The following is a 25412-nucleotide window of genomic DNA, read 5'->3' as shown; positions in this document are numbered from 1 at the left end:
AAATGGTTTTCAAAAATGACCTTTTTGAAAACCATTTTTGAACCCTACATTAAGAATGAAAAAGATATACACAAAAAATTTAAAAAATATTCTTCTGGGAGTAATGATCTCTGCAGGAGGGAATCTTTTTGCACAGCAGGCAGGTGCAAAAGTTCAAAAAGACACACTTTTCTTTGACGATTTTGCTGAAACCAGCCTCGACCGCCAAAAATGGAATGTGCAGGGCACCGACTTTTGGGTGAACAATGAACAGCAAATCTACATTGATTCTTCGGCCACTGTTTTTACCGTAAAAGGTGCCAAAGCAGGGGGAGTTGAAGATGCGCTGGTTCTCAAAGCCCATTATAGCCCGAATTATATCAACTATAAAGGCAATAATTTCGATTTTATCTCCGGAAGGATCAACACCCGGGATAAAGTGATGTTCACCTATGGTACGGCAGCTGCCAGGATGAAGTTGCCAAAAGGCGCGGGTTACTGGCCGGCTTTTTGGGCCCTTGGTGGGGGCAACTGGCCCGAAACTGGTGAAATTGACATCATGGAATATGTGGGTGAAACAGACTGGATTGGGGTGGCCCTTCACGGCCCCGGATATTCAGGCGAAACCCCGCTGGTGAACAAATACTTTTTTCCCGAAGGGGAAGATGTTACCGGCTGGCATGTGTATGCTGTAGACTGGACTCCCGAAGGTTTCGATTTCAAAGTTGACGGCCGGTTGATCTACAGGGTGACCAAACCCATGGTAGAACACTACGGAAAATGGGCTTTTGACAACCCAAAATACCTTATTCTGAATCTGGCGCTGGGTGGCGCATATCCCTATAAGACCAACGGAGTGGAAGAACCTTACAACGGACTGCCTTCATCTACCGTAGAACTGATAAAATCGGGTAAAGCCGAAGTGCTTATCGATTGGGTCTTGATCACGAAGTAAGCAGGTTGAGTTAGCCAGAGATCCTCTTCAAAAATGGCATTTTTGAAGAGGATCTTTTTTTAATTCTTTCAGGATTTAAAACTTTGAAAGGGTTACCTTCTACAGTCGTGTCTCCTGGTTCTGTCCTCTTAAATTGATGCTGCAAAGAGCTCCGGAGGAGCGGCATTAAGGGTAGGACGCCCGGAGTAAAGGCCCCAGAGCTACACAGTAATAATTAAATCTTAATTTTTGGCTCTTGTTTCTTGGCTCTTTCCTCTAATTCAAATTCCTTCTTTCAATAAAAAACCGCTTCAGGAGCTGCGAAGCTTCCTCTTCTAAAATGCCACTTTTGACCTTTGTTTTTGGGTGGAGTTTTGCACCCATGCTTCTGTAGCCCCTCTCAGGATCGGAAGCAGCAAAAATTAAATTTGATATCTGGCTCCAGTAAAGGGCGCCGGCACACATTTGGCAGGGTTCCAGAGTCACGTACATGGTACAGTCGAGCAGGTATTTTCCGCCTAAAAAATTCGCAGCCGAGGTGATGGCCTGCATTTCGGCGTGGGCCGTTACATCGTTCAGCAGTTCGGTGAGATTGTGTCCGCGGGCAATGATCCTTTCCTGGGCCACAATCACAACCCCAACGGGAATTTCCCCTTTTTCGTAAGCCTGCTGCGCCTCTTCAAGGGCTTTCCGCATAAAATAAACGTCGTCAAAAACTAATTGCATATTCAAAAATACGATTTCAAAATGTACCTTTGTTTTTTATGGCAAAAACTATTCTCGATACCGTTAATTCTCCTGCAGATCTTCGGAAAATTGCTCCTGAAAAGCTTCCGCAGCTGGCCGCAGAATTGCGGAAATTCATTATTGAGATCGTTGCTTCCAAAGAAGGCCACCTGGGCGCCAGCCTTGGGGTTGTAGAACTTACGCTGGCCCTGCATTACGTTTTTGATACACCAGAAGACCTGCTGGTATGGGATGTGGGGCACCAGGCTTACGGGCACAAGATCATTACCGGCAGAAGAGAGAATTTTCATACAAACAGGCAGCTTAACGGCATCAGCGGCTTTCCAAAAAGAAGCGAAAGCGAATATGACACTTTTGGGGTGGGGCATTCATCCACCTCAATTTCGGCCGCATTGGGCATGGCACTGGCTTCGGGTTTAAAAGGCGATAATGAGAAGCAGCATATTGCCGTGATAGGCGATGCTTCTATCGCCAGCGGGATGGCTTTTGAAGGTTTGAACCATGCCGGGGTAACCAATGCTAACCTTTTGATCGTTCTCAACGACAATGCCATTGGAATTGACCCCAGTGTGGGAGCTTTAAAGAATTATCTCACAAAAGCGCGGGTTGGCTATAAGCCGAAGCAGGATAATATCGTGGAAGCGCTCAACTTTAAATATTTTGGCCCGGTAGACGGGCACGACCTAAAAAGCCTTTTGGAAACTTTTGAAGTGCTTAAGAAAATAAAAGGCCCCAAGTTTCTTCATGTGATCACCACTAAAGGGAAAGGCCTGAAAAAAGCTGAAGAAGACCAGGTGAAATATCACGCCCCGGGTAAATTCTTTCCTGAAACCGGGGAGTTGCTGCCTTATGATGCCAGTAAGCTGCCGCTCAAATTTCAGGATGTGTTTGGATTAAGCCTGGTGGAGCTTGCCGAAAAGAACGAAAAGATCATTGGAATTACCCCCGCCATGCCAACAGGCAGTTCGCTCAAATACATGATGCAGGCTTTTCCAAACAGGGCTTTTGACGTGGGAATTGCCGAGCAGCATGCCGTGACTCTTGCCGCCGGGATGGCCACCCAGGGTTTTGTGGTCTATTGTGCTATTTATTCCACTTTTCTCCAGCGGGCTTACGATCAGGTGATACATGATGTGGCGATCCAGGATTTGCCGGTAGTATTTTGTCTTGACAGGGCAGGGCTCGTAGGCGAAGATGGCGCTACTCATCACGGTAGTTTTGATATTGCTTATTTGCGCTGTATCCCTAATATGATGATCTTTGCACCTCTTGATGAGGTGGAGCTTAGAAATATGCTGTACACTGCCCAAACCGGGAAGTTGAACCACCCCCTGGCCATACGTTACCCAAGAGGCAGGGGTTTTGTAGAAGACTGGAAGTTGCCATTTGAAGAGATTGGCTTCGGAAAAGCTAGAAAGCTGAAGGAAGGAAGTGCTATTGCCGTGCTTAGCTTTGGCTCTATTGGTAAAAATGTTGAAAAAGTACTGCACGACCTGGGAGAACCTGAAGCCATCGGTCACTTTGATATGCGGTTTGTAAAACCTTTAGACGAAGGGCTGCTGCACGAGATCATGGCTGGCTATAAAATGCTAGTTACTGTAGAAGACGGCGTAATTAAAGGCGGGGCAGGATCGGCGGTGATGGAATTTGCCCAGCAGCACGATCATCAGCTCCCAATTACCGCCCTGGGCCTGCCCGATCAATTTACAGACCACGGAAAAGTGGAAGAATTACAAGAAAAATCAAAAATTGACGTTGAAAGTATTAAGGCATGTCTTAGCGGCCTGCTCAGAAAATTAAAATAATGCACAAGTTCCTCATTAGCCTCCCGTTTTTACTGTTTAGCCTGCTGGGCTTTAGTACCGAAAGAGATACCACAGCTGTTGATACCACTCAAGTGGTAAATGAAAAGATCAACTACTGGAAAAATACCAATAAAGTTGGGGTGAACCTGAATGAAGTAGCTTTTATCAACTGGAACTCGGGTGGTAACAATTCTTTTTCTGCCCTGCTCCACGGACTCTTCGGAAGGAAATACCAGAAAGAACTTTTAAACTGGAATTCGACCCTTGCAGTAAAATATGGATTTAACGCGCAGGAAGGCAGGGAACTTCGAAAGACAGAAGATAACCTAGAGATCAACTCCAATTTCGGGTACCGGCGAGATTCGGTTTCCAATTGGTATTATTCGGCTAAATTTACATTTAACACGCAGCTCTCTTTCGGGTACAGGTATCCCAACACCGAGACCCCAATTTCTAAATTTATGGCCCCGGGTTATGCTTTTGTAGGGGTAGGAAGTGAATATTCTTCCCCAAAAGAAGACCTTACCGTGTATATCTCTCCGGTTACCCAAAAATCGACTTTTGTGTTAGACCAACGGCTGGCAAATGAAGGGATGTTCGGGGTTTCGCCGGCTGTGAGAGATGAGGAGGGAAATATCATTGACGAAGGGGAAAAAGTGAGAACGCAGCTGGGCTTCCTGGTGAGCAGTGCATTTTCGAAGAAGATCTTTGACAATATAGACCTCAATAACAGTCTGCGCTTATATTCCGATTATCTCAACCAGTTCGGAAATATAGATGTTGACTGGGAACTCAATCTCGACCTGCAGGTGAACGATTACGTAAAGGCCAACGTGGGCTCTCATCTAAAATATGACGATGACGTAAAGTTCAAGCAGGATCTAGACGGCGATGGGGAACTCGAGACCGGCGGCCCAAAAGTCCAGTTCAAGCAGTTACTGGGAGTGGGAGTGGTGTATTCTTTTTAACAGTTACTCCAGGTCCTTAACTTTAATTACTTTCTGAACCTGTGTTTTTCCGGCACCCGTGATCTTAAACAGGTATACTCCTGAAGCTTCAGTCACAAGATTAACATCAATGGGTTCATTGGCTGTAAGGGGCTGCTTTACAACCTGGATCAGTTTACCCTGAAGATTGTAGACGTAAGCTTCCATATCTGCTATGTCCTCTCCCGATACAATCTGAAAATTTCCGCCAGAAACAGTGGGATCTACCACAATCAGGTTCTCTTCAACTACAACTTCTCCGCGTTCCTCAGCTTCTTCTTTGGCCGTTTTGAATTGACCTGAAAAGATCCCGCGCCCGTAAGACGCAGCATAGACAACATTATTGCCCTTTTTGAGATCCAGGTCGGTCACTTTCACGTCGCTCATTCCATTATAAGACTGTGCCCAGACGGGTTGGCTGCTGGTGAAATTTTCGGTGGCCCAAACTCCGAGTTCAGTGCCAATAATTACCTCGTCTTCGTTAATCGGGTTGTGAAGAATGGAAAGTACGGGAAGATCGGGAAGGTTGCCTTCCTTACTTGTCCAGGTGGGCTTAGCTGCACCGGCATTTGAAGTATACCATATACTTTTTACCCCGTAATTGTAAAAGCTTACGTAAATTTCATCTTCAGTTTCACCGTATTCCACATCCGAAATACTTCCAATGAATCCGGGTCCGGTGATCTCTTTCCAGGTGGCATTTTCGGGAGCGCCGTGGGCATTCTCCACTTTAAGGAGTTTGGAGTTGGTAAGCCCCAGCAGCACCGTACTGCTTTGGGTTGAAAAAGGGGAAACCGTGAGGGCACTTATTGAACTGTCTAAAATGCCATTTTTAAGCGAAACTCTTGGTGCAACGGGAGAGTCCTGTTGAATGCCGTCATCGTCAAGAAGCGGAAGTCGGGTAAGCTTATCATACCTGTAAAGCACGCCTTCTGGCCCATTGGAGAACAGCACATCCAGATTGGAATCTAGGGCCTGCGGATTTATAAAGAACCCGTCCCTGTCCTCATTGTTGGCTATAAGTGCAAAACCCTCTTTGTCGTAACTGTAAAGAATGATAAGGTCGTTATATACCAGGTTTGCGATGAGGTACTTTGTGTCTACCTGGTCAAAAAAGGAATGTGCACCATCGCCACCCAAAATTCCTATAGAAGTGGGGTTTCCTCTTTCAATCAAGAGGGTGCCGTTATCCTGGGTGCCCCCCAAAAAGTAATCTCCGGTTGCAAAGGAAGCAGGCGCCACGGCAACAGAGTAGAATTGTGTGGTGATATAGTCGGTTTCGGGAGTGATGAATACTTTCGAAGTGCTTGCTGCTGAAAGATCGCTGGCAAAAGAAACCCCGCCGTCATGCCCAAAGATCGCCTGGTTGGTATTGCCGGGTTTAAACCTCATCACATGATGGTCTGCGTGAACTTCCGAAACAGGCAACTCATCAAGGTTGTCATTATTAGACCATTTAGAGATCTGTTCCCATGAATTTCCCCCTGTTGTTGACCTGAAGAGGTCTATTCCGCCAACGTAGACAATATCATCGTTGGTAGGATCAGATTCAATCATCAGGTTGTAAAATGCCTGTCCGCGGGCAAAATCATCTGGAGGAATATCAAGATCGGCATCGTTGGGTTCATTCAGCCGGGAAATATTCTGAAAAGCATTTGTGGTCACCCAAAGCGAGGCTTCTTCATACTGGTCTTCAGCAAGAATGTAAAATTTTTCAGGATTTATGGCTGAAGCTTCTATTTCGGTGCGGTAAACATTGGGAATGGTGGTCACCAGAGACCAGCTCGTATTTGCCTCTTTTTCGCGCCTGAAGATCTTTCCGCCAAAAGAATTCTCCTCGCCCGGCGAATAGGTAGTTGAAACCCATACATTCCCTGCTGCATCTGTTTCAAAGTCGTTAAAAGACTCCTCTTCAAGGACCTTGTTCCAGGAAGCCCCTTCGTCTTTACTTTGGTAAAGCCCCCTTTCAAAAAAGCCCAGCAAATTCTGCGGATTTTGTGCATTGGCATACAGATGGGTGGAGACGCCAATAAAGACTTCGGTGCTGCTGCCATTATCCCAGGCTTCTATGTCATTGATGTAGTAAACGCCTCCAATGGCCCGAATGTTGGTGCCGCTTCCTGTTTCTGAAAACTCTTCTACATCAAGCACTTTACTCCAGGTCTGGCCTGCATCTGTAGTTTTGTAAACGCCCGTTCCCACTACGTCTCCGCCGGTATATTGTTCTCCTGTACCTGCATACCAGATATCAGGATTCCGTGGGTCTACCGTGAGGCACGATATATTCAAATTGGCCGGCAAGCCTTCTACCTGCTTCCAGGGAGAAGATTCACGGGTAATATTGTCATTGACCCACAGCCCGCCGCTTATGGCACCGGCAAACACCCGGTTGCCCGAGGCATCATTTGGGTCAAAGAGCAAAACCCTTGTACGGCCTCCCACATTGTTGGGGCCGCGGGAGATCCATGGGTGCTGCTCATTGTCTCCCGGAGCTTTGACAAAACTCCTGCTTTGCCTTTGTTTTTGAAGCTGCTCATGCAGCGCCCTTACTTTATGAGGTTCCGGATATCCCAAAGCAGGATTCATGGTGAGGTACTCCATTTCCTCGTAATATTTCTTTGGGGGCAGGCCTTTTTTGATCTTTTCAAGACGTGAGAAGCCTTTATCTTTGGTGGGCTTGTTCTGCTTCAGAAAATGCTCATGCCTTTCTCTTAATTCTGAAATTTCAGAAGGTGCAGTGTTCTCACAACCCAGGTAAAGTCCAAAAACGGCAGCAAACAGAACGACCGGAAGTACAAAAAGTAATCGTTTATTCATAAAGGGAAAGGTAAATGACTTCCGAAGAAAGCTATTCTGCAAATTACAAAAAATTAAATTTTAAGGCCTTTGAATTTTTTGAACAACGACACTATTTTACTGTCTGTTAATGAAGAAATATAACTGCAAATCTTGATAAGCTTGTCGTACACCCCAAGGTCTTCAAAATGATGGGCTTCGGGAATTAATTTTAGAACGAGTTTGTTGTAATTTGTCTGTTTCCCGTTTTCGGGCAGTAAGGCGGCGGTGTAAGTGTCCAGCAAATGAGAAAGCATTTGGTAACCAGCAATTTCCTTGCTAATCACTTCTTCGCTCTGGTAAATTTTATCAATACTAATTTTAATGATATCAGTGATCTGGGCTTCGTATTTACTCCTGTCAAAAAGGGCTTCGTGAAATTCCCCTTTTAGGATGGCCTCCTCGTTGTCCATAAAAATTTCCACAGCCTCGGTGAGCAGCGTATTAATGGCCAGGGCCCTTAGGTAACTCAGCCTGTCGGCGCGGGTTTGCAGGTTGTGGTACTTTTTTGTGATGATAGAATCTTTCACCAGGTTGATGAGGTACTCCAGCGCATATTCTTCCTGGATGAGCCCCAGGTTGATGCCGTCTTCAAAATCAATGATCGTGTAGCAAATATCATCGGCCGCTTCAACAAGAAAAGCGAGGGGGTGCCTGTAGTAGCTCAGGTTTTTGCCGCTGCCGCTGGAAATAAGTCCCAGTTCATTGGCTACCTCTTCAAAAAAGGCTTTTTCAGACTGAAATATCCCGAACTTCTTATCGGCTATGCGTGCGGTGGGTTTATGCGGAAGGGATTCCTTCGGATATTTTATAAAAGCTCCCAAAGTGGCATAAGAAAGCCTGATGCCCCCAGGTATACCGGGTTTGTCTTCCGTTAAGATCTTGAAACCGTTGGCATTTCCTTCAAATTTGGTAAGGTCTTCATATTCTTCAGCAGTAAGCAACTCCCGGAAACGCCTCCCATTGCCATTGCTGAAGTATTCTCCAATGGCCTTTTCCCCCGAATGCCCAAAAGGCGGATTCCCAATATCGTGCGCCAGGGCGGCAGCGGCAACAATGGCCCCAAAATCGTTCATCTGGTAGCCATGGGTCTTTTCCAGCTGCGGGTGTTTCTCCAGGATCTTTTGCCCGGCCAGGCGCCCCAGGGAACGCCCCACTACCGATACTTCAAGGCTGTGGGTGAGCCGCGTATGTACAAAATCTGTCTTTGAAAGCGGGATTACCTGCGTTTTATCCTGTAAACTTCTAAAAGCCGAAGAAAATATGATGCGGTCATAATCTACTTCAAATCCTAAGCGGGTCGCATTTTGTTCTTTTCGTAATCTTTTGTTCGTGTCTCCTGCTTTTTTAAGCGAAAGCAGCTGCTCCCAGTTCATCATGTTCGAAGTTTTTTCCTGAAGCCTCAAAAATAGCAAAAAAGCAGGCGGTTCCCGCAACTGCTTGCTTTTCTAATTTCAGGTTTAAATCGCGTAATTATCCTGAAAAACTTCAGGATTCCTGATTTTTGCTGCGGAAGGGTTCAGGTTCTTTGTTTGTGGTACCCGCATTTTTGAACGCTCCCACTCTTTTTTCTAAGAAATGGGTTTTCTCCTGAAGGCTATCTGGATCCATAGGACTTAACGGGTCTTCTGTTCCGAATTCTTTTGTGCATTCCAGCTGAAGCAGTAGTTGGTCGGTATCAGACTCGAGGTAATGAAGTAGTGATTCGCACTTCATTCCCATAAGCTCATTGGGGAAGCTTGCTGTAATGAATTCTCGTTCCAGGTTGTGGGCTTCAAGAATAATCTCCCTTCTACGCTCTTTTGGCAGCCTGTTCACCAGATGCTTGTTGTGCAGGTGGGCCCCAAAACCTGATTGAACACCTTTATCCCTTGCCACAAGTTGGCTGGCGAGGTAAAGGCCAGGCAGGAGTCCCTGCTTCCCAAGCCAAAAGATGGAACAAAAAGCCCCTGAAAAGAAGATTTTTTCAATCGCTGCAAAAGCAATTAGCCTTTCGGCAAAAGAACTGGATTTTCCCCATTTTTGCGCCCACATATTTTTCTTCTGATGGGCGGAAGCTTTAAAAAAGGCGGTTTTTTCCTGTTCATCTTTGATGTAGGTGTTTATAAGCAGGGAGTAAGTTTCAAAATGGATATTCTCCCTGCTTATTTGAAATCCGTAGAAGGACCTGGCTTCGGGGTATTGAACTTCATTCACGAAGTTTTTGGCCAGGTTCTCCCTTAGAACTGCATGTGAAGTGGCAAAAAAGGCAAGTATATGTTTGATGAAATTTCTTTCACCGGTACCCAAATTAGTGTTCCAGTGGTTCAGATCCTGCTGCAGGTCAATTTCTTCTGCAGTCCAGAAATTGGCTTCCATTTTTTTATACCAGTCCCAAATGTCGTGATGCTTCACCGGAAAAATCACGAATCTGTCTTTGTTTTCCTGTAAAATGGGTTCTAAGCTAGCCATAAAAGTGAATTTGGACGGCTCTTTTTGAGCGCTGTCAAATTTGAACTTAAAGTAAAGAGTTTTCTTACAGCTTCAGAAATATTTTTAACATTTTTTTTTAATAATACAAGTATTCTTCTGCGGAAGTCAGAAAAACGGCTTCAGTATATGCTTTTGTGAGCTAGTTCATTAGCCCTTTAAATTTTCCGAAGAAGCAAAAAAAGGTCTTCCTGAAGTTCTTCAGAAACAGATGTCAAAAATGGCATTTTTGGAAGCTTATATTTTCAGCCTTTGCCCATTTTTTGCTGCCGATGCAAAGATTTTTTCAAGAACAACAATATCCTTCAAACCTTCTTCCCCGGGCACCATCATGGGCTTGTCATGGAGTATTGCCAGCGCATCGTCGTCCATCTGCACGGCCTGCTGGTTCTTCCCGAACGGCTCAAGGATTTTACCGTCGCTGGTGCCTCCTTTTACGCCGGTGTACGTCTGGAAAGGTTGCAGGTAGTACGAGCCATTGCTGCAGGTCACTTCCAGGTTGTTCATGTTTTCCCCGAAACTGGTGCGGCAGTTGGCCACAATTCCGTCGGGAAATTCGAGGGTGAACTCCATGCTTTCATCAACCTCCTTAAAAAGCTGGTCGCGGGTGGTGTGGCTTTTCGCCGAAACAGCAATAGGCTCCCTGCCTACTGTGTAACGGGATGTGTTTAGCGGGTAAACGCCCATGTCGTACATGGCGCCGCCGCCCATTTCCTTTTCTGCACGCCAGCCGGGATTGCTGTTGTAGAAACCGGCTGCGGCTTTTACTTCCTGCATGGGCCCGTAAGGCGTGGTTTCGGCCCATTTCATCATGATGCGGTTGTTCTTTTCATGCTGAAGCCGGTAGCCTATGGCGAGTTTGACTTTGTTCTTTTCGCAGGCTTCTATCATTTGGCGGCACTCTTCGGCATTCATGGCCATTGGTTTTTCACACCATACGTGTTTGCCGGCATTGGCAGCTTTAATCGTGTATTCGGCATGCATGGAGTTGGGCAGCACAATGTAAATTACATCAATATCGTCATTATTGGCAATTTGGTGCATAGTGTCGTAATTGTAAACATTAGCATCGGGGATGTTGTATTTTTCCTGCCAGCGCGGGATCTTCTCGGGGCTGCCGGTTACAATGCCGCGTAGCTCACAGTATTGGGTTTCCTGCAGGGCAGGAGCCAGTTGATGGGTGCTGTAGCCGCCCAGGCCCACGAGGGCAACTCCGAGTTTTTTCTTTCGGGTAGACCCTAAAAATGTGGTGACGGGCAAAAAGCTGGATGCAAGAAAAAGCCCGGACGTTTTGATGAATGTTCTTCTGTTTTTCATATATCTTATTTACCACTTCAATTTAGCAAAAACAGAAGAAATATCTGGGAATGAGATTATTTTATCTGCCTCCGCCCATACTTTGGTAGTCTGAAGTGTTAATGGAAAAGGCTTGTTTCTCAATCCCCGTGCATAGCATGCTCACATTTTTTTCAGGATTTTTCTTGTCTTTCATCTGCATTTCCATCATTAACCCCTTTCCGTCTTTAATCCAGTCGGCGTCCAGGCCTTCAGGGATGTTTTTCTGGTTTTTCTGAAAGAAATCGCTAAAACTGAGTCCGGTCTCATCGGTCACGTAAAATGTAAAGACATTTTCATCATTTTCGGAACTATAGCCCTGGCATTCATATCCCAAAATGGTCTTTTTGCCAATCTTTTCAAACTTCATTTCATCATAAGGTGTGTCTGCCTCCATATTTTCTTCAGAAACATCAAAACGGGTGGCCATCACCATTTTGTTGCCTTCAGAATTCATGTAGAGCACGGTCATATTCCTTTTATTATCGAGTACGCTAAGCATATTCTCTGCCTGCGGGATTTTTATCCCTACATATGGAGCATTCTCCTTAATGTGATATACCATATCCATTGTTCCTTCCGAAGTGTTCATCTGGAGGGTATATTTCCAGTCAAAATTATAGCTGTCGGGAATTTCTGAAGGGTCAACCATGTTCATTCCCATGGAATAATTGGAGGTCTCGAGTTGTTTTGCCCAAAGGTTGTCTAAAGACTTATTGGTTTCTTTAGCGGCTTTGTCAGACACGTTTTTTATTGCTGCGTCTTCAACTTTTTCTTCTACCTTCTTTTTAAGCTTTTTGAAAAACTGGGCTTCAGCTGTGGTGGTGCCGGCCATGAAGATAATTGCAAGAATTAAATGGATGAATCTTTTCATAATGCTATGTTTTTAAGTGATTACAGGCTGTAAAAAAAATTAAAAACGGGGAAAAGGGCTCTGCCTGAGGGAAGTAAAAGTGGCAGAACGAATTACGAAAATAAAAAAAATCCTTATGCGGTCAAAGTCTAAGCCATTTATTTTCAGGCAGGTATATGGGGTTTGACTTTGTTGAGCTGAAAATGCCTGCAGATGGCAGGAAAGCGCAAAGTGCCGGTGCCATTCTTTAGATGAATGGGATTATTTCAAAAACCAGCTTTCTCCAGGGCTGAAGTTTATTCTCCTTAAGAACCTATTTTTCCTGTTCTTTCAGGTTTTCGGCTACTTTTTCAAGTTCAGCGTACCAGTCTTCACCGTATTTTCTGATAAGAGCTTCCTTTACGAACCTGTATACAGGCACCTGAAGTTCTTTTCCCAAAGTGCAGGCATCGTCGCAAATGTACCAGTGGTGATAGTTCACGGCAGAAAACTCGGAATAATCCTGTGTGCGTACCGGGTAGAGGTGGCAGGAAACGGGTTTTTTCCATTTAATATCCCCCTGGTTGTAAGCTTCTTCAATTCCGCAAAGGGCCGTGCCTTTTTTATCGAAAGTGACATAAGCACAATCGGCCCCATCTATAAGCGGGGTCTCGTATTCACCATCTTCGCCAATAACTGAGGTGCCCTGCTTTTCAATGGCTGCAATGCCTTCTTTTCGAAGATAAGGTTTAACGAGTGGATAAATGTCTTCCAGGATGTGGGTTTCGGCCTCTTCCAAAGGTGCGCCCGCATCTCCGGCGATACAACAGGCTCCTTTACAGGCCGAAAGGTTACACACAAAATCCTTTTTCAGGATTTCTTCAGATACTATAGTTTTTCCAAGCTGAAACATGCTGCAAAGATAATTTTTTCAGGCACTTAACTTCAGGGGTGATCCTGTTAAAATTTTCGCGGTATAATTCGTATTTTCTGTCAATTCAGAGTACTTTTGCGAGCTAGTTTTTGAATATGGAATTAAACTTCAGGGAAATAGCCAGCGCCAGTATGATCCTTTTTGCGGTGATTGATATTATTGGGAGTATTCCTATAATTATTGATCTTCGGAAGAAAGCGGGACACATTCAGAGTGAAAAAGCGACCATAGTTGCCGCAATTTTGATGATTGCTTTTCTGTTTTTAGGGAAAGAGATCCTGAACCTGATAGGTATAGATGTGAATTCATTTGCAGTGGCAGGGGCATTTATCCTGTTCTTCCTGGCCCTCGAAATGATTTTGGGAATTCAGCTTTACAAAGATGATGCGCCTGAAACTTCGGCAGTGGTGCCCCTGGCGTTCCCGCTAATTGCGGGTGCCGGTACCATGACCTCAATACTTTCCCTGCGTGCCGAGTATGCTACTGTTAATATTATTGCTGCCATTGTTATAAATACTATTTTTGTATATATCGTCCTTAAATCTTCGGGTAGAATTGAAAACTTCCTGGGGAAACAGGGCATAAGCGTGATCCGGAAGATCTTTGGGGTCATTCTTTTGGCAATTGCCGTAAAACTTTTCGCTACAAATATTAAGAGCCTTTTCCTATGAAAGCCCTCATCTACATTTTAATCGTACTGGCCGTGGGCCTTATTATATACAATGCGACTTTTTTAGATCTTGAAAATGCCTTTTCGGGGGATAGTAAAACTGCGCTTATAGGCATACTTGCCTCAAGTATTGTGGTGGTTCTCATGGTCATTCTTCTCATGTCACGGGCCATTGCAAAGAAGAGTGGCGAGTAATGGTGTTTGATGCGCTTATCATAGGGGGTGGGGCTGCAGGCCTTTCCTGTGCCCTTGTTTTGGGTTCTGGGTTATCGAAAGACTTTGCCGCCGGTAAAAAAGTGGGTCTTATAGCACATCAGCGGGCTTCGCATCTTTCAAGTGCCCGGTTAAACAATGTTCTGGGAATCCCTTCGGGTACTGCCGGTAAAGACATTCTTTCTTCAGGGCTTGAACAGCTTGAAAGGCTTTATCCGGAAGTGGAAATTATTCAGAAAGAAAAGGTGTTGAAAATAGCATTTTTGGAAGGTAAGTTCGAAATTTCTACAAATAAAAACTCTTACTTCTCTAAAACTGTGGTGATCGCTACAGGTTATGCCCGGCCTTTTACTATAGAAGGGCTTGACCAGTATATCATTCCGCATAAGAAAGCAAAAACTTCAAAAGAGAGGATACAGCTGTTCAACGACGATCACCTGGTGCGCTCGGGTTTATATGTGGCAGGAAGCCTGGCAGGTCACAGGAGCCAGTATGCGATTGCCTGCGGCAGTGGTGCGGCAGTAGCAACCGATATCCTCACTCTCTGGAATGGAGGGGAGCACACCAAAGTGCACGATAAGATCAACTAGCTTAATTTTTAAATTTTCGGGCGGTAGAAAGTTCTATAACTTTCTCTACTGCAGGATCTTCTTCATTGAGGATCTGCTCAAAGGCGGTGCTGCCAAATAATTGCTGGGCCATAGCCGCTTTCAGGTAGAGCTTAAGGGTGGGAACGTATTCCCTGAAGCGCATATCAAAATTCTCCCGCTTCATAAATGCCCTGAATTCTTCAACAGTAGCTTTGGTGATCAATTCTTTCTGCATAAAGTCTTCAAAACTTAAGGCGTTGTAAAATTTCCGGTCCTTTTCAAGAACTTCAAAAATAAAGCTGTCCATATAGCCATTTCTAAGCATCAGGTTGAGGCTTTGCTTTTCAAAGTTAGTGTCTTTAGGAATAAAAATATCGGGAATGATACCGCCGCCGCCGTAAACAACCTTTCCGCCGGGTGTAACGTATCGCAGGGAATCGGCTACATGTATACTGTCGGCACTAACCAGTTCGCCGTTTTTATAACGGTTAAGGTAATCGGCGAAATACTCTTCGCTGCCATTGGAGTAGGGGCGCTGAATAGATCTCCCGGTGGGGGTGTAATACCGGGCTATGGTAAGTCTCACGGCGCTGCCGTCGCCCAAAGCCATTTCCCGCTGAACAAGGCCTTTTCCGTAAGACCTTCGGCCTACAATGGTCCCCTTGTCGTTATCTTGCAGGGCTCCGGCGATAATCTCACTGGCCGAAGCCGAATTCTCATTGATGAGCACATAGAGTCCTCCTTCTTCAAAATTTCCTTCTTTGGTGGCAAAGGTCTTCTCTATGGCCCCTTTCTTGTTTTTGGTGATGAGCACCAGCTTGTCTTGCGGTAGGAACTCATCTACAATCCTGGTAGCTTCGGCGAGATAGCCGCCCGGGTTATCGCGCAGGTCAAGTGCAATCTTTTTAGCCCCTTTTTTCTTCAGTTTAAGAAGCCCGCTTTTGAATTCTTCATAGGTAGATTCAGCAAAGCGGTTAATTTTAATGTAGCCAAGATCTTCCGTTAACATATAAGCCGCGTCTACACTTTTAAGGGCAACTTTTCCGCGCTTCACATCAAACTCGAGCAGGTTGGGCACTCCTTTTCGGTGTACTTTAAGAAGAACCCGCGTGTTCTCCTCTCCTTTTAATTTACTGGTGATGGAATCTTCGTTTATATTGGAATTAAAAAGCGGCTCCCCGTTGGCATAAAGGATCCTGTCTCCTCCTTTGATGCCCACTTTTTCACTTGGCCCGCCTTCAATAGTCTGAATAACTGCAATAGTGTCGTTAATATTCCTGAAACTCACCCCAATGCCCACAAAATCCCCTTTCATACTGGCACTTAGGTCTACGTATTCTTCCTGCGGAATGTAGACGGAATGCGGATCTAAGTCTGTGAGGATCTCATTTACCGTAACATCTACAATACTGTCCATATCTACATCGTCTACATATTCGTATTCAATGTAGTCTATAAGCCGCGCCAGTTTTTCCTTTTTCTGGTTCGGTTTTAAGAAGGCGCCCGAATTGTAGCTGGAAAAATCGAGAGCGGCGCCCAGTAACACTCCAATGGCACAGGCAAAGCCCAGTAGTAATGGTAAATATTTTTTATTGCTGTTTCTCAACCCTCAAGTTTTGTTATTTGTTCTATCTCGACCCCGGCTTTCTTTAAAAAATCGAGCCCCGAGTTGTCTTTGTAGTCTATGTTATAAACCAAACGGGTAATGCCCGACTGGTGTATGAGCTTACTGCATTCCTTGCAGGGGGACATCGTGATGTACAGTGTTGCCCCTTTGCAGGACTGGGTACTGCCGGCCACCTTTAAAATGGCGTTGGCTTCGGCGTGCAAAACGTACCACTTGGTGTAGCCTTCATCGTCTTCACACGGATTTTCGAAACCGGTGGGGGTGCCGTTATACCCGTCAGAAATTATCATTCTATCCTTCACAATAAGCGCGCCAACCTGTTTGCGGTTACAGTGAGAAAGTTTACCCCATTCCCTGGCGATCCTTAAATAAGCCCGGTCAAACTTAAGCTGCTTTATTTTTTGCATAGTTGTAAAATACGCCTGCAATATAGGAAGCTTTTTAAGCTGCTGAAACTTTGGGCTTTACTAATTTATTGCATGGCAGGAATTAAATGAATAGAAAGAAGTTAAATTTTAAAGTGCCAGATAATTTTCCTTCAGTATAGGAAGTATAATTCCTATTACGATTGCCGAAACTACCAAGATCCAGTCTCGCCTCGATACCTGCAGCACATTCTGGAACAGGAAGCTTAGCAGGAGCACAGCCAGTACAACGATGATCTGGGCGGCTTCAATGCCCAGCGCAAATTCGAGCAAAGGCAGAAAAAGGCTGTCGCTCCCCGAAGCAATCATTTTGAAATATGAAGAAAAACCCAGGCCGTGAATAATTCCGAAGAAAGCCGTGCTAAAATAAAGCAGGCTCACGTTGTTCTTGTTCTCTTTCTTCTTTGAGTTGATCATGTTGAAAATTGCAGTGGCCAGGATGGTTACCGGGATCAAAAATTCAACCAGCGTGGTGTTTACCAGCACGATTTTGTACACCGAGAGAAAGAGGGAAAGCATGTGTCCCAGGGTAAATATGGTCACCAGCCAGAACACCTTTTTCCAGGTGAGAAAAGAAAAAGAGGCGACAAGAACGATGAGAAAGAGGATATGATCATAAGCATTCCAGTCCAGAACATGTTCCAGACCTAACTGAAAATACAACCAGAATTGCGACATAAGATAAAGATAAGCGCCGAAAATACGATTTCTGCCCAAGATGGGCAAAGCCGGTGCATCAATAGAACGTAATTACAATAAAAAAAGCCCATCCTGAGATGAGCTTTTGTACCTTGGGTGGGAATCGAACCCACACTTCCGAAGAAACTGGATTTTGAATCCAGCGCGTCTACCAATTCCGCCACCAAGGCAAACGGGAGGCAAAAATAATAATTTTTGTGTTAAGCAAATAGATTTCTGGTAAAAAAGTTGCAGGCATAAAACTGCATCGGTCAAAACTGAACAGCCAGCTACTTTAAAATGCCGTTTTGGGAGCAGGTTTTTTCTTTTTTCAGAAAGAACGCACAGAAACAACATCGAAAATATGCTCTTAAAATTGTGACCAGGAATATTTTTTGAAAATAATACGCAACCTTTTAGAAAATGAAGGTCATAAGGGTAAATAACAATTTAAAACAAAAAACATGAAAAAATTTCTTTTCTTATTCATTGCAGCTTTATCGTTAACCGCTTGTGACGTTGATGACGACGGTCCCGGAACTGTACAGGTTTTGGCTGAAGTAGTTGACACCACACTTCCCGAGTTTTTTGAAAAAGACAAACTCTACGATATCAAGATCACCTACCTGCTTCCAGATGCCTGCCATACAGGAATTGGTGTACAGGCAATGAGAGAAGGGAGTGGAGAAGCGGAAAGAAGGAAAATTTATGTAGGAGGAGTGGCTTCGCGCCCTGCAAATCAAACTACCTGTAACCTAGAAGAAGATGATCTTGAGGTTGAAGGTTCTTTTTCCATGAGAGTTGACAGTGATCAACCTTACACTTTTTATCTTTGGACAGGGGTTGATGTAGATGGCGAAAGCGTCTATGATGAGGTAGTTGTGCCGGTTGGCGAAGAAGAGCCTGCAACTCCCCAGGAATAAATTTGAACATTAAAGAACCAACATAAATTTCCTGTGGGTCTAAAGGAACTAGTTCGGCTTTGTAAACAACAGGATAGAAAGGCGCAGGAGGAGCTTTACCGAAAATATTCGGAACAGCTCTTCGTGCTCTGCCTTAAATATTCGGGGAATTACGAGCAGGCAAAAGACCTGTTGCAGGATAGCTTTGTGAAAATTTTTCAGAAAATTGACCAGTTTAGCGGAAGAGGCAGTTTTGAAGGCTGGATGACGCGACTGGTCATTAACACCGCCATCAAAAAGAGCAAAAAGAACGGGCTCCACCTTAGCATTACCGGCGAAATTTCTGAAGAAGCTGAAGAGGAGCTTGATGACCAGAACCTGTCACTGGATTTCCTGATCAAAATAATCCAGGAACTGCCCGAAGCCTACCGGCTCGTCTTTAACCTTTACGTAATGGAAGAACATTCTCACAAGGAGATCGCTAAAATGTTGGGGATTTCTGAAGGGACTTCAAAATCAAACCTCGCGCGTGCCCGCTACAAGTTACGAGAGAGCATAAAGCGTCACAACCGGGGGAATTTCCTTAAATCTATATGAAAATGGAGAAGGACATAGACAAAATTTACCGGCGTCGCTTTGAGGGGGCAAAAATGCCTCCGCCCGAAGGTTCCTGGGAAAATATCCTGTCTCAGCTCCCGACAAAAAAGGCAAAAAGAAGGCTGGTCCCGCTTTGGGTGCCGCTGGCCGGGGTGGCCGCACTGGTCGCTCTCATTTTGATGCTCTACCCGCCAACTTCAAATTTTGCTGAAAATGAAAATGGCGTGCAGGTTGTTTTTGAGCCGGGGCAATTCAATTTTGAGCCCGAAACTGCTTCCGAGAATTTCCGGGAAGTGATGCAGCAATCCCAAATCCTTTTGCAGGCCTTGATCATACAGCATGAGCTTATAGACAGGCAGAAAATTATTGCTGAAGTAAAACCTGAAGTTAAAGCTGAAGCCGGCAAAAATACTTCAGGAAATTACGCAATTGCCAATAGGCAGTTGCAGCTCACAGAAGAGGCCGAAGTAGCTGAAGTTTTTGAAAATCAGGAAGTTCCTGAGGAGAAAACTTCCGAAGAAATTCAGGGGCCGGGTGCTTCAGCAGATCTTGCTGCGGCTTTGAACCTGTCTAAAGAGGAAGAGCCTGAAATAGCTTCCAAAAATGACAATTTTCAGCAGAAATTTAAACTGAGTACAAGGGTGGCCCCCGTGTATTTTAATAACTTCGGAAACGGGAACGTGGTGAACAGAGGCTTTTCAGAAAAAGAAGCTTCGGGGGAGGTGACCTTCTCTTACGGGCTGAGCGTGGCTTACGCGGTTTCTGAAAATATCAACATTAGGGGCGGCATTAACAAGCTGAGCCTTGAGTACAATACCCGGGAGGTTTCGTTCAACGAGGTGGCCAAAATTTCATCTTATGGCATGAAAATGATGAATGCCACAACGCTTGCTTCCCCTTCTAACGGTACGCTGCATCAAAAAATGGGATTTTTGGAGGTTCCCCTTGAACTTGAATATTTGGTGGTAGACGACCAGTTTTCACTGGGGATTATAGGCGGCGGAAGTGTGCTTTTTCTCGAAGAAAACAGCCTTTTACTGGCCCTTCCCGGCGAAGAGGCCGATCTTGGAGGGGCAAACCGGATGAATAAACTCAGTTATACCACGAATATTGGCCTTGGCCTTGGCTATAACCTGTCCAAACAGCTGCAATTAAGCCTGGAACCTGTGCTCAAGTTTCAAATGAACACTTTTAAGGACAGTAACGGGCAAAAACCTCACTTTTTTGGGTTGTATTCGGGCTTCAGTTACAGGTTTTGACAGGGGCTTAGCTAAATCTATTCCAAAACTTCCTCTCAAAAATGCCATTTTTGAGAGGAAGTTTTTTTTCAGGCTATGCCTTTTTTACTTTTTCGTTATTTCTCAAAAAGTAATTTTGCCGGTTCCCACCCACAAATTTAATTTCTAAATTTGCAGGGCAACAACAAACAACACAACATGCCTGAAGTTACTACCGCAGTAAAAATCTTTTCCTGTAATCAAAGCCGTGATCTGGCCGAAAAAATAGCCGAATCTTATGGCTCTAAATTGGGGAATGTTATCACTTCTACTTATAGTGATGGCGAATTTCAACCTTCTTTTGAAGAATCTGTACGAGGATCAAGAGTCTTTATTATAGGATCTACCCACCCGGGTTCTGACCACCTTATGGAATTGTTACTGATGCTCGATGCTGCAAAAAGGGCATCGGCAAGGCATATTACAGCGGTAATTCCTTACTACGGTTGGGCCAGGCAGGACAGAAAAGACAAGCCACGCGTGCCTATTGCCGCCAAACTTATCGCAAAGATGCTCGAAACTGCCGGGGCTACCCGAATCATTACCATGGACCTGCATGCAGACCAGATTCAGGGCTTCTTTGAGAAACCCGTAGATCATCTGTTTGCGTCTACCGTATTTTTGCCCTACCTGCGAAGCCTCAACCTCGAAAACCTCACTATTGCATCACCAGATATGGGTGGCTCCAAAAGAGCTTACGCCTATTCAAAAGCTATGGAAAGCGATGTGGTAATTTGTTACAAACAAAGGATCAAGGCCAACGTGATCTCCCATATGGAATTGATTGGAAATGTTGAAGGTCGCAACGTGGTGCTTGTAGATGACATGGTAGATACCGCCGGAACTCTAAGCAAGGCTGCCGATTTGATGATGGAAAGGGGTGCCCTTAGCGTGCGGGCCATTTGTACGCACCCTGTACTTTCGGGGGAAGCTTATGAGCGCATTGAGAACTCAAAACTGATGGAGCTTATCGTTACCGATTCAATCCCGCTAAAGAGAAAAAGCGACAAGATACGCGTGGTTACCTGCGCCAATTTGTTTGCAGATGTGATGAGCCGGGTCCACAACAACAGGTCGATAAGTTCAAAATTCATCATGTAAGCAGGAGGTAGATTTTAGAAGCTAGAAGTACGGGCAGCCTTTCTAAGATTTTAAATTCCCGACTTTTAATATTCAGCTATTGCTGCCAGGAATCTTTCGTTATAAATAATTAGGCGCGAAGCTTTTATTAGCTCAAAAAAAGATTTACTTTTGCAGCCTAAAATTTTTAACAATGAAATCAATTACGATCAACGGATCTAAAAGAGAAAGCGTGGGCAAGAAAGCTACAAAAGCCCTACGTAATGCTGGACAGGTTCCTTGCGTATTATACGGGGGAGACGCGCCATTGCATTTTGCAGCTGAAGAAATTGCTTTTAAAAGCCTGGTATACACGCCAGATGTTCACACTGTAGAGATTAAGCTTGAAGGAGGCGAGGTATTCAATGCTGTACTGCAGGATATCCAGTTTCACCCGGTAACCGATGCAATTTTGCATATAGATTTCTACCAGATCTTTGAAGACAAAGAAATCACTATGGAAATCCCTGTACATACTACAGGTGTTGCCCGTGGTGTGAAGAATGGTGGGGTATTGAGATTTAACCTTCGCCGCATGAGGGTAAAAGGTCTTCCGGGAAATCTTCCAGATTTTATCGAAGCCGATATTACTCCTTTAAGAATTGGTAACAAACTTTACGTTACTGCATTGAAAAGTGATAACTTCAAGATCATGCACCCAGATAACACTGTGGTTTGCCAGGTTAGAACTTCTCGTAACGTTATCGCCGATACCGATGATGAAGAAGAAACTGCAGAAGACGAAGTACCTGCAACAGAAGTTAACGAAACTGAATAAGCTTCCAGACTTCTTATCAGAATATAAAGCATCCCAAATCGGGATGCTTTTTTTATTTTTACCAAAAAGTCGCACATGCTATCCTTTTTTGGAAGATTGTTAGCAAAAACACCTAAAGAAGAAATTCCTACTATGAAAAAATTTCTCATTGTGGGTCTGGGAAATATTGGCCCCAAATACCACAATACGCGCCACAACATCGGGTTTAAGATCCTGGATTTTCTGGCGGAAAAAGAAGGACTTACTTTTGAATCCCAAAAGCTGGGAGATATAGCTACCTATAAATTTAAAGGCCGCACATTTATTCTGCTAAAGCCTTCCACTTATATGAACCTAAGCGGGAAAGCAGTAAATTACTGGCTGCAGAAGGAGAAAGTCCCTCTGGAGCACCTGCTGGTCATTACCGATGATCTCAACCTCGCTTTTGGCACCATTAGGGTAAAAACCAAAGGCAGCGATGGCGGGCACAACGGTCTAAAGGATATTCAGGCGCAGCTGGGAACCACGGCCTATAACCGATTTCGTTTTGGCATTAGTGACGCCTTCTCTAAAGGCAGGCAGGTAGATTATGTGCTGGGAGAATGGGAGGAAGAGGAAAATAAAATGCTGCCCGAACGCCTGGAGAAATCGGCTGAAGTGATAAGATCTTTTGGCACGGCGGGCATTAATAACACAATGAATACCTTTAACGGGAAATAGCAGTAAGTCTTGGAAGAACACAAAGGAGCACACGCTTTTCACAGCAAGCATCATACAGTAGTCACTATAGGTACTTTTGACGGGGTACACATAGGGCATCAAAAAATAATTCAAAGGCTGGTAAATACAGCAAAAGCCGGGAATCTGGAGTCGGCTATACTTACCTTTTTCCCTCACCCGAGGATGGTACTTCAAAAGGATGCCGATATTAAACTTATCAATACCATAGAAGAACGAAAGGATATCCTGGAACAAAGCGGGATAGACCACCTAATTGTTCATCCTTTCACTCAGCAGTTTTCAAGGCTTTCGGCACGCGAATTTGTGAGGGACATCCTGGTGCATAAGCTCAAAGCCAAAAAAGTGATCATTGGTTATGACCATCGTTTTGGGCGAAACCGCACTGCCGATATTAACGACCTGAGGGCTTTTGGGGAAGAATACAATTTTGAGGTAGAGGAGATCTCCAAGCAGGACGTTGAAGACGTGGCGGTGAGTTCTACAAAGATCAGGAATGCCCTTTTGGAAGGAAGGGTTGAGAAGGCCAACCGTTACCTTAGTTACCCCTTTTCCCTGGCAGGAACTGTGGTGAGGGGTAAGGGTTTGGGAACCGAGTTCTCATTTCCCACTGCCAACCTTGAAGTAAAGGAAAACTACAAGCTAATTCCCAAAAATGGCGTTTATGTGGTGAGATCAAAAATTGATGGCGAGATGGTGTTTGGGATGATGAGCATTGGAACAAACCCCACTGTGGGCGGTACCGAAAAGACCATTGAAACCAACTTTTTTGACTTCAGTAAAGACCTTTACGGAAAACAGCTTTCTATTGAACTTCTCACCCGGATAAGGGACGAGAAAAAATTTGATTCGGTAGAGGCATTAAAAATTGCCATGAAGCAGGACGAGGCTTTTAGTCACCAGTATATTCGCGACAATTATGCTCAATAAATGGCTTTTTACCCGCATAGATAATTCGGCACTTATCGTGTTCAGGATATTATTTGGGGCATTGTTGGCCATTGAAGCTTTTGGTGCAATCTTTACTGGTTGGGTAAGAAGAGTGTTTATTGAACCCGAATTCACTTTTAATTTTATCGGCTTTGAATTTCTGCAGCCTTTGCCGGGCAACGGCATGCTCTGGTACTATGCGGTAATGGGGCTTTTTGGCATCTTTGTAATGCTCGGGTTCAAATACAGGTTCAGTATCCTGGTGTATACAGTAATGTGGGCCGCTGTTTACCTGATGCAGAAATCATCCTACAACAACCACTACTACCTCTTAATGCTGCTGTGCTTTTTGATGAGCCTCCTCCCTGCACACAGGTATGCTTCGGTTGATGTGCGTATTAACCCGGCCTTGAAAAAACTGAGTATGCCACGCTGGGTTTGGGTCCTGCTGGTGGTTCAAATGGCGATTGTCTATACCTACGCGGCGGTGGCCAAGATCTACCCCGACTGGTTTGACGCGACCCTTCCGGGAATATTAATGGCTGCAAGAAAACATTACTGGCTGGTAGGAGATTTCCTTCAGCAGCCCTGGGTACACCATACCATTGCCTGGTTCGGGTTCTTTTTTGACCTGCTCATCATCCCGCTACTGCTGTGGAAACGCACCCGAATTTTGGCATTTTTGGCAGCTGTGTTCTTTCACCTCTTCAACAGCTTCATTTTTCACATTGGCATTTTTCCTTACCTCGCGCTGGCTTTTACCATTTTCTTTTTTTCTACGGAAAACATCAACAGGTATTTTCTATGGAAAAAGCCACATTATTCCGCAGCTGAAGTAGAAGTCCCCAAAAACCGGAATTTGATCGTTGGTTTTATGGCAATTTGGCTGCTGGTGCAGGCGGCCTTGCCTGTAAGGCACTGGTTCTTCAAAGATGACGTGCTGTGGACCGAAGAAGGTCATCGTCTTAGCTGGCGTATGATGTTGAGGTCAAAATCTGGCCAGATCAGGTTTAAGGTGGTAGATAAGGCAAAGCCTAAAGACACGATCTATATTCAGAATGAAGATTACCTTTCAGCAAAACAACAGCGGGCTTTGGGTTCAAAACCCGATATGATCTGGCAATTTGCCCAACGCCTCGAAAAAGAATATGAACTGGAAGGAAAAGAGGTGGAGGTGTATGTAGACAGCAGGGTAAGCGTGAACAGGAGGCGATACAAGCCATTCATAGACCCTAAAGTTGATCTCGCAGCCGAAGAATGGAAGCATTTTGAACATCACGACTGGATCCTGCCTTATAATGAGGAAAAAGATGAAGAATTCCCTGGCAGCAGTAAGTAGAATTCAGGAAAAAGAAAAGACCGGAGAGGGAAGAAAATCACCCTGCCCCGGTCTTTAATTTAACCTGAAATTTTTCCTTTTTCACACAATTTCCTTGACCAGAAGAGCTAATTCCTTCTGAATCTCCAGCCCTTTGTTAGAATTGTACCATTGCTGGATTTCTTCCTTGATCTTTTCAAAAGTGGCTTTTTCAGCCTTTAATTTTTCAAAAATTTTCTGGCATTCGGCCGGGCGTGGCCCCCAGGTGGCGAGGTCATTTCCATTTTCATCGAGTATGATAAGCTTAGGGATAGAGAGCGTGCCATTGGTGCGGTAATTTTCTATCCTGAACGGTTCACTGTCCCTAAGCTCATACGAAACACTAATCATGGGGTTCTCACGGCCTGCAAGTTCCAGAAAGGGCGTAATATGCGCTGCATCCCCGCACCAGGGTTCTGTTATAACAATCCACTGCTGGGGTTGGTGTATCTGCTGAAGGGCATTTTGAAAGTCAGCCGTGATCTTCCCGGTCTTCAGCCAGCGGTTCATGCGAGACCAGTTCAGTTTTGTATAGTTGAGGTAATCTTCCTTATCATAGGGAGCTTTCTGCTGCTCTAAAGGCGTGTCTTTTATAGTTTCAAAGTGCCTGCGGTATTGTTCAAAAGTCATATGTTGTGGCTTGAAGTGAAATAAAATTGGTTACAAACATTCTTCA

General features: G+C 44.7%; 25 protein-coding genes and 1 tRNA gene. 14 read left to right on the top strand and 12 right to left on the bottom strand.

The genetic code is table 11. From position 1 onward, the window contains the following. Positions 1-55 precede the first annotated feature (55 nt). Positions 56-934 carry a glycoside hydrolase family 16 protein gene (locus JRG66_RS06625; protein WP_265165084.1) on the top strand — a complete coding sequence of 293 codons (879 nt, stop codon included), beginning with the start codon at positions 56-58 and terminating at the stop codon, positions 932-934. Between the two features lie 255 nt (positions 935-1189). Here JRG66_RS06625 and JRG66_RS06620 read toward each other — a convergent pair whose 3' ends face one another. After that, complete coding sequence (locus JRG66_RS06620) at positions 1190-1639, bottom strand: nucleoside deaminase (protein WP_265165083.1); 450 nt, start codon at positions 1637-1639, stop codon at positions 1190-1192. 38 nt (positions 1640-1677) lie between these two features. Here JRG66_RS06620 and JRG66_RS06615 point away from each other — a divergent pair, with 38 nt between their 5' ends. Next, positions 1678-3465: a 1-deoxy-D-xylulose-5-phosphate synthase gene (locus tag JRG66_RS06615; RefSeq protein WP_265165082.1), complete on the top strand. Its 1788-nt coding sequence runs from the start codon at positions 1678-1680 to the stop codon at positions 3463-3465. Next, the gene (locus JRG66_RS06610) at positions 3465-4433 is read left to right on the top strand and encodes a DUF3078 domain-containing protein (RefSeq protein ID WP_265165081.1); all 969 of its coding nucleotides are present in this window, start codon (positions 3465-3467) and stop codon (positions 4431-4433) included. Before JRG66_RS06615 ends, JRG66_RS06610 begins: the two co-directional genes overlap by 1 nt. 3 nt (positions 4434-4436) lie before the next feature. On the opposite strand, the gene JRG66_RS06605 is transcribed toward JRG66_RS06610, so the two are convergent. From JRG66_RS06605 to JRG66_RS06580, 6 genes are all read right to left on the bottom strand, one after another. Then, a complete protein-coding gene (locus JRG66_RS06605) occupies positions 4437-7268 on the bottom strand; it encodes a T9SS type A sorting domain-containing protein (RefSeq protein WP_265165080.1) in 2832 nt (943 codons plus the stop codon). Positions 7269-7321: 53 nt separating this feature from the next. Then, positions 7322-8662 carry a deoxyguanosinetriphosphate triphosphohydrolase gene (locus tag JRG66_RS06600; RefSeq protein WP_265165411.1) on the bottom strand — a complete coding sequence of 447 codons (1341 nt, stop codon included), beginning with the start codon at positions 8660-8662 and terminating at the stop codon, positions 7322-7324. A gap of 112 nt (positions 8663-8774) precedes the next feature. Next, positions 8775-9737, bottom strand: coding sequence for a ribonucleotide-diphosphate reductase subunit beta (locus JRG66_RS06595; protein ID WP_265165079.1), 963 nt, complete (start codon positions 9735-9737; stop codon positions 8775-8777). A 255-nt stretch (positions 9738-9992) separates the two neighbouring features. After that, positions 9993-11072: a Gfo/Idh/MocA family protein gene (locus tag JRG66_RS06590; RefSeq protein ID WP_265165078.1), complete on the bottom strand. Its 1080-nt coding sequence runs from the start codon at positions 11070-11072 to the stop codon at positions 9993-9995. 61 nt (positions 11073-11133) lie between these two features. After that, on the bottom strand, positions 11134-11964 hold the full coding sequence (locus JRG66_RS06585) for a DUF4412 domain-containing protein (RefSeq protein ID WP_265165077.1): 831 nt from the start codon (positions 11962-11964) through the stop codon (positions 11134-11136). Positions 11965-12256: 292 nt separating this feature from the next. After that, positions 12257-12835 (bottom strand): DUF3109 family protein, encoded by a 579-nt coding sequence (locus tag JRG66_RS06580; protein ID WP_265165076.1) that lies wholly within the window; start codon positions 12833-12835, stop codon positions 12257-12259. 116 nt (positions 12836-12951) lie between these two features. Here JRG66_RS06580 and JRG66_RS06575 point away from each other — a divergent pair, with 116 nt between their 5' ends. The 3 genes from JRG66_RS06575 to JRG66_RS06565 are packed head-to-tail and all read left to right on the top strand — an operon-like array spanning position 12952 to position 14329. Continuing rightward, complete coding sequence (locus tag JRG66_RS06575; RefSeq protein ID WP_265165075.1) at positions 12952-13527, top strand: MarC family protein; 576 nt, start codon at positions 12952-12954, stop codon at positions 13525-13527. Next, on the top strand, positions 13524-13721 hold the full coding sequence (locus JRG66_RS06570) for a hypothetical protein (RefSeq protein ID WP_265165074.1): 198 nt from the start codon (positions 13524-13526) through the stop codon (positions 13719-13721). Before JRG66_RS06575 ends, JRG66_RS06570 begins: the two co-directional genes overlap by 4 nt. After that, entirely contained in the window at positions 13721-14329 is a 609-nt protein-coding gene (locus JRG66_RS06565) for an FAD-dependent oxidoreductase (protein ID WP_265165072.1), read from the top strand. The genes JRG66_RS06570 and JRG66_RS06565 overlap by 1 nt, the downstream gene beginning before the upstream one ends. A gap of 1 nt (position 14330) precedes the next feature. Here JRG66_RS06565 and JRG66_RS06560 read toward each other — a convergent pair whose 3' ends face one another. From JRG66_RS06560 to JRG66_RS06545, 4 genes are all read right to left on the bottom strand, one after another. Next, positions 14331-15935: a S41 family peptidase gene (locus tag JRG66_RS06560; RefSeq protein WP_265165070.1), complete on the bottom strand. Its 1605-nt coding sequence runs from the start codon at positions 15933-15935 to the stop codon at positions 14331-14333. Next, a complete protein-coding gene (locus JRG66_RS06555) occupies positions 15932-16363 on the bottom strand; it encodes a deoxycytidylate deaminase (RefSeq protein WP_265165068.1) in 432 nt (143 codons plus the stop codon). The genes JRG66_RS06560 and JRG66_RS06555 overlap by 4 nt, the downstream gene beginning before the upstream one ends. A 108-nt stretch (positions 16364-16471) precedes the next feature. Continuing rightward, positions 16472-17059: a HupE/UreJ family protein gene (locus JRG66_RS06550; RefSeq protein ID WP_265165067.1), complete on the bottom strand. Its 588-nt coding sequence runs from the start codon at positions 17057-17059 to the stop codon at positions 16472-16474. A 109-nt stretch (positions 17060-17168) separates the two neighbouring features. Continuing rightward, positions 17169-17250: transfer RNA gene (locus tag JRG66_RS06545), tRNA-Leu, on the bottom strand. A gap of 273 nt (positions 17251-17523) precedes the next feature. On the opposite strand from JRG66_RS06545, the gene JRG66_RS06540 reads away from it, so the two are divergent. The 8 genes from JRG66_RS06540 to JRG66_RS06505 all read left to right on the top strand — a co-directional run bounded on the left by JRG66_RS06540 (position 17524) and on the right by JRG66_RS06505 (position 24718). After that, a complete protein-coding gene (locus tag JRG66_RS06540; protein ID WP_265165066.1) occupies positions 17524-17982 on the top strand; it encodes a hypothetical protein in 459 nt (152 codons plus the stop codon). A 33-nt stretch (positions 17983-18015) separates the two neighbouring features. Continuing rightward, positions 18016-18558: an RNA polymerase sigma factor gene (locus JRG66_RS06535; RefSeq protein WP_265165065.1), complete on the top strand. Its 543-nt coding sequence runs from the start codon at positions 18016-18018 to the stop codon at positions 18556-18558. A 2-nt stretch (positions 18559-18560) separates the two neighbouring features. Further along, positions 18561-19817: a porin family protein gene (locus JRG66_RS06530; protein WP_265165064.1), complete on the top strand. Its 1257-nt coding sequence runs from the start codon at positions 18561-18563 to the stop codon at positions 19815-19817. 177 nt (positions 19818-19994) lie between these two features. Beyond that, positions 19995-20936, top strand: a complete 942-nt coding sequence (locus JRG66_RS06525; protein ID WP_265165063.1) for a ribose-phosphate pyrophosphokinase — start codon at positions 19995-19997, stop codon at positions 20934-20936. Between the two features lie 172 nt (positions 20937-21108). Then, on the top strand, positions 21109-21732 hold the full coding sequence (locus JRG66_RS06520) for a 50S ribosomal protein L25/general stress protein Ctc (RefSeq protein ID WP_265165061.1): 624 nt from the start codon (positions 21109-21111) through the stop codon (positions 21730-21732). A gap of 75 nt (positions 21733-21807) precedes the next feature. Next, on the top strand, positions 21808-22431 hold the full coding sequence (gene pth / locus JRG66_RS06515; RefSeq protein WP_265165060.1) for an aminoacyl-tRNA hydrolase: 624 nt from the start codon (positions 21808-21810) through the stop codon (positions 22429-22431). Between the two features lie 9 nt (positions 22432-22440). Then, positions 22441-23379 (top strand): bifunctional riboflavin kinase/FAD synthetase, encoded by a 939-nt coding sequence (locus JRG66_RS06510; RefSeq protein ID WP_265165059.1) that lies wholly within the window; start codon positions 22441-22443, stop codon positions 23377-23379. Next, a complete protein-coding gene (locus JRG66_RS06505) occupies positions 23369-24718 on the top strand; it encodes an HTTM domain-containing protein (RefSeq protein WP_265165057.1) in 1350 nt (449 codons plus the stop codon). Before JRG66_RS06510 ends, JRG66_RS06505 begins: the two co-directional genes overlap by 11 nt. A gap of 81 nt (positions 24719-24799) precedes the next feature. Here the strand turns inward: JRG66_RS06505 and JRG66_RS06500 are convergent, their stop codons facing one another. Beyond that, positions 24800-25366 (bottom strand): thioredoxin family protein, encoded by a 567-nt coding sequence (locus JRG66_RS06500; RefSeq protein ID WP_265165055.1) that lies wholly within the window; start codon positions 25364-25366, stop codon positions 24800-24802. Positions 25367-25412 lie beyond the last annotated feature (46 nt).

This window comes from Salinimicrobium tongyeongense (assembly GCF_026109735.1).
In the GTDB taxonomy this organism is placed as follows: domain Bacteria; phylum Bacteroidota; class Bacteroidia; order Flavobacteriales; family Flavobacteriaceae; genus Salinimicrobium; species Salinimicrobium tongyeongense.
Note: the sequence above shows the minus strand (reverse complement) of the source record. Positions and strands in the feature narration are given on the sequence as shown.

Excerpts from the sequence above, each read along its gene's own strand:
- JRG66_RS06625 (WP_265165084.1), top strand. The coding sequence starts at position 56 with ATGAAAAAGATATACACAAAAAATTTAAAAAATATTCTTCTGGGAGTA.
- JRG66_RS06620 (WP_265165083.1), bottom strand. The coding sequence starts at position 1,639 with ATGCAATTAGTTTTTGACGACGTTTATTTTATGCGGAAAGCCCTTGAA.
- JRG66_RS06615 (WP_265165082.1), top strand. The coding sequence starts at position 1,678 with ATGGCAAAAACTATTCTCGATACCGTTAATTCTCCTGCAGATCTTCGG.
- JRG66_RS06610 (WP_265165081.1), top strand. The coding sequence starts at position 3,465 with ATGCACAAGTTCCTCATTAGCCTCCCGTTTTTACTGTTTAGCCTGCTG.
- JRG66_RS06605 (WP_265165080.1), bottom strand. The coding sequence starts at position 7,268 with ATGAATAAACGATTACTTTTTGTACTTCCGGTCGTTCTGTTTGCTGCC.
- JRG66_RS06600 (WP_265165411.1), bottom strand. The coding sequence starts at position 8,662 with ATGAACTGGGAGCAGCTGCTTTCGCTTAAAAAAGCAGGAGACACGAAC.
- JRG66_RS06595 (WP_265165079.1), bottom strand. The coding sequence starts at position 9,737 with ATGGCTAGCTTAGAACCCATTTTACAGGAAAACAAAGACAGATTCGTG.
- JRG66_RS06590 (WP_265165078.1), bottom strand. The coding sequence starts at position 11,072 with ATGAAAAACAGAAGAACATTCATCAAAACGTCCGGGCTTTTTCTTGCA.
- JRG66_RS06585 (WP_265165077.1), bottom strand. The coding sequence starts at position 11,964 with ATGAAAAGATTCATCCATTTAATTCTTGCAATTATCTTCATGGCCGGC.
- JRG66_RS06580 (WP_265165076.1), bottom strand. The coding sequence starts at position 12,835 with ATGTTTCAGCTTGGAAAAACTATAGTATCTGAAGAAATCCTGAAAAAG.
- JRG66_RS06575 (WP_265165075.1), top strand. The coding sequence starts at position 12,952 with ATGGAATTAAACTTCAGGGAAATAGCCAGCGCCAGTATGATCCTTTTT.
- JRG66_RS06570 (WP_265165074.1), top strand. The coding sequence starts at position 13,524 with ATGAAAGCCCTCATCTACATTTTAATCGTACTGGCCGTGGGCCTTATT.
- JRG66_RS06565 (WP_265165072.1), top strand. The coding sequence starts at position 13,721 with ATGGTGTTTGATGCGCTTATCATAGGGGGTGGGGCTGCAGGCCTTTCC.
- JRG66_RS06555 (WP_265165068.1), bottom strand. The coding sequence starts at position 16,363 with ATGCAAAAAATAAAGCAGCTTAAGTTTGACCGGGCTTATTTAAGGATC.
- JRG66_RS06550 (WP_265165067.1), bottom strand. The coding sequence starts at position 17,059 with ATGTCGCAATTCTGGTTGTATTTTCAGTTAGGTCTGGAACATGTTCTG.
- JRG66_RS06540 (WP_265165066.1), top strand. The coding sequence starts at position 17,524 with ATGAAAAAATTTCTTTTCTTATTCATTGCAGCTTTATCGTTAACCGCT.
- JRG66_RS06530 (WP_265165064.1), top strand. The coding sequence starts at position 18,561 with ATGGAGAAGGACATAGACAAAATTTACCGGCGTCGCTTTGAGGGGGCA.
- JRG66_RS06525 (WP_265165063.1), top strand. The coding sequence starts at position 19,995 with ATGCCTGAAGTTACTACCGCAGTAAAAATCTTTTCCTGTAATCAAAGC.
- JRG66_RS06520 (WP_265165061.1), top strand. The coding sequence starts at position 21,109 with ATGAAATCAATTACGATCAACGGATCTAAAAGAGAAAGCGTGGGCAAG.
- pth (WP_265165060.1), top strand. The coding sequence starts at position 21,808 with ATGCTATCCTTTTTTGGAAGATTGTTAGCAAAAACACCTAAAGAAGAA.
- JRG66_RS06505 (WP_265165057.1), top strand. The coding sequence starts at position 23,369 with ATGCTCAATAAATGGCTTTTTACCCGCATAGATAATTCGGCACTTATC.
- JRG66_RS06500 (WP_265165055.1), bottom strand. The coding sequence starts at position 25,366 with ATGACTTTTGAACAATACCGCAGGCACTTTGAAACTATAAAAGACACG.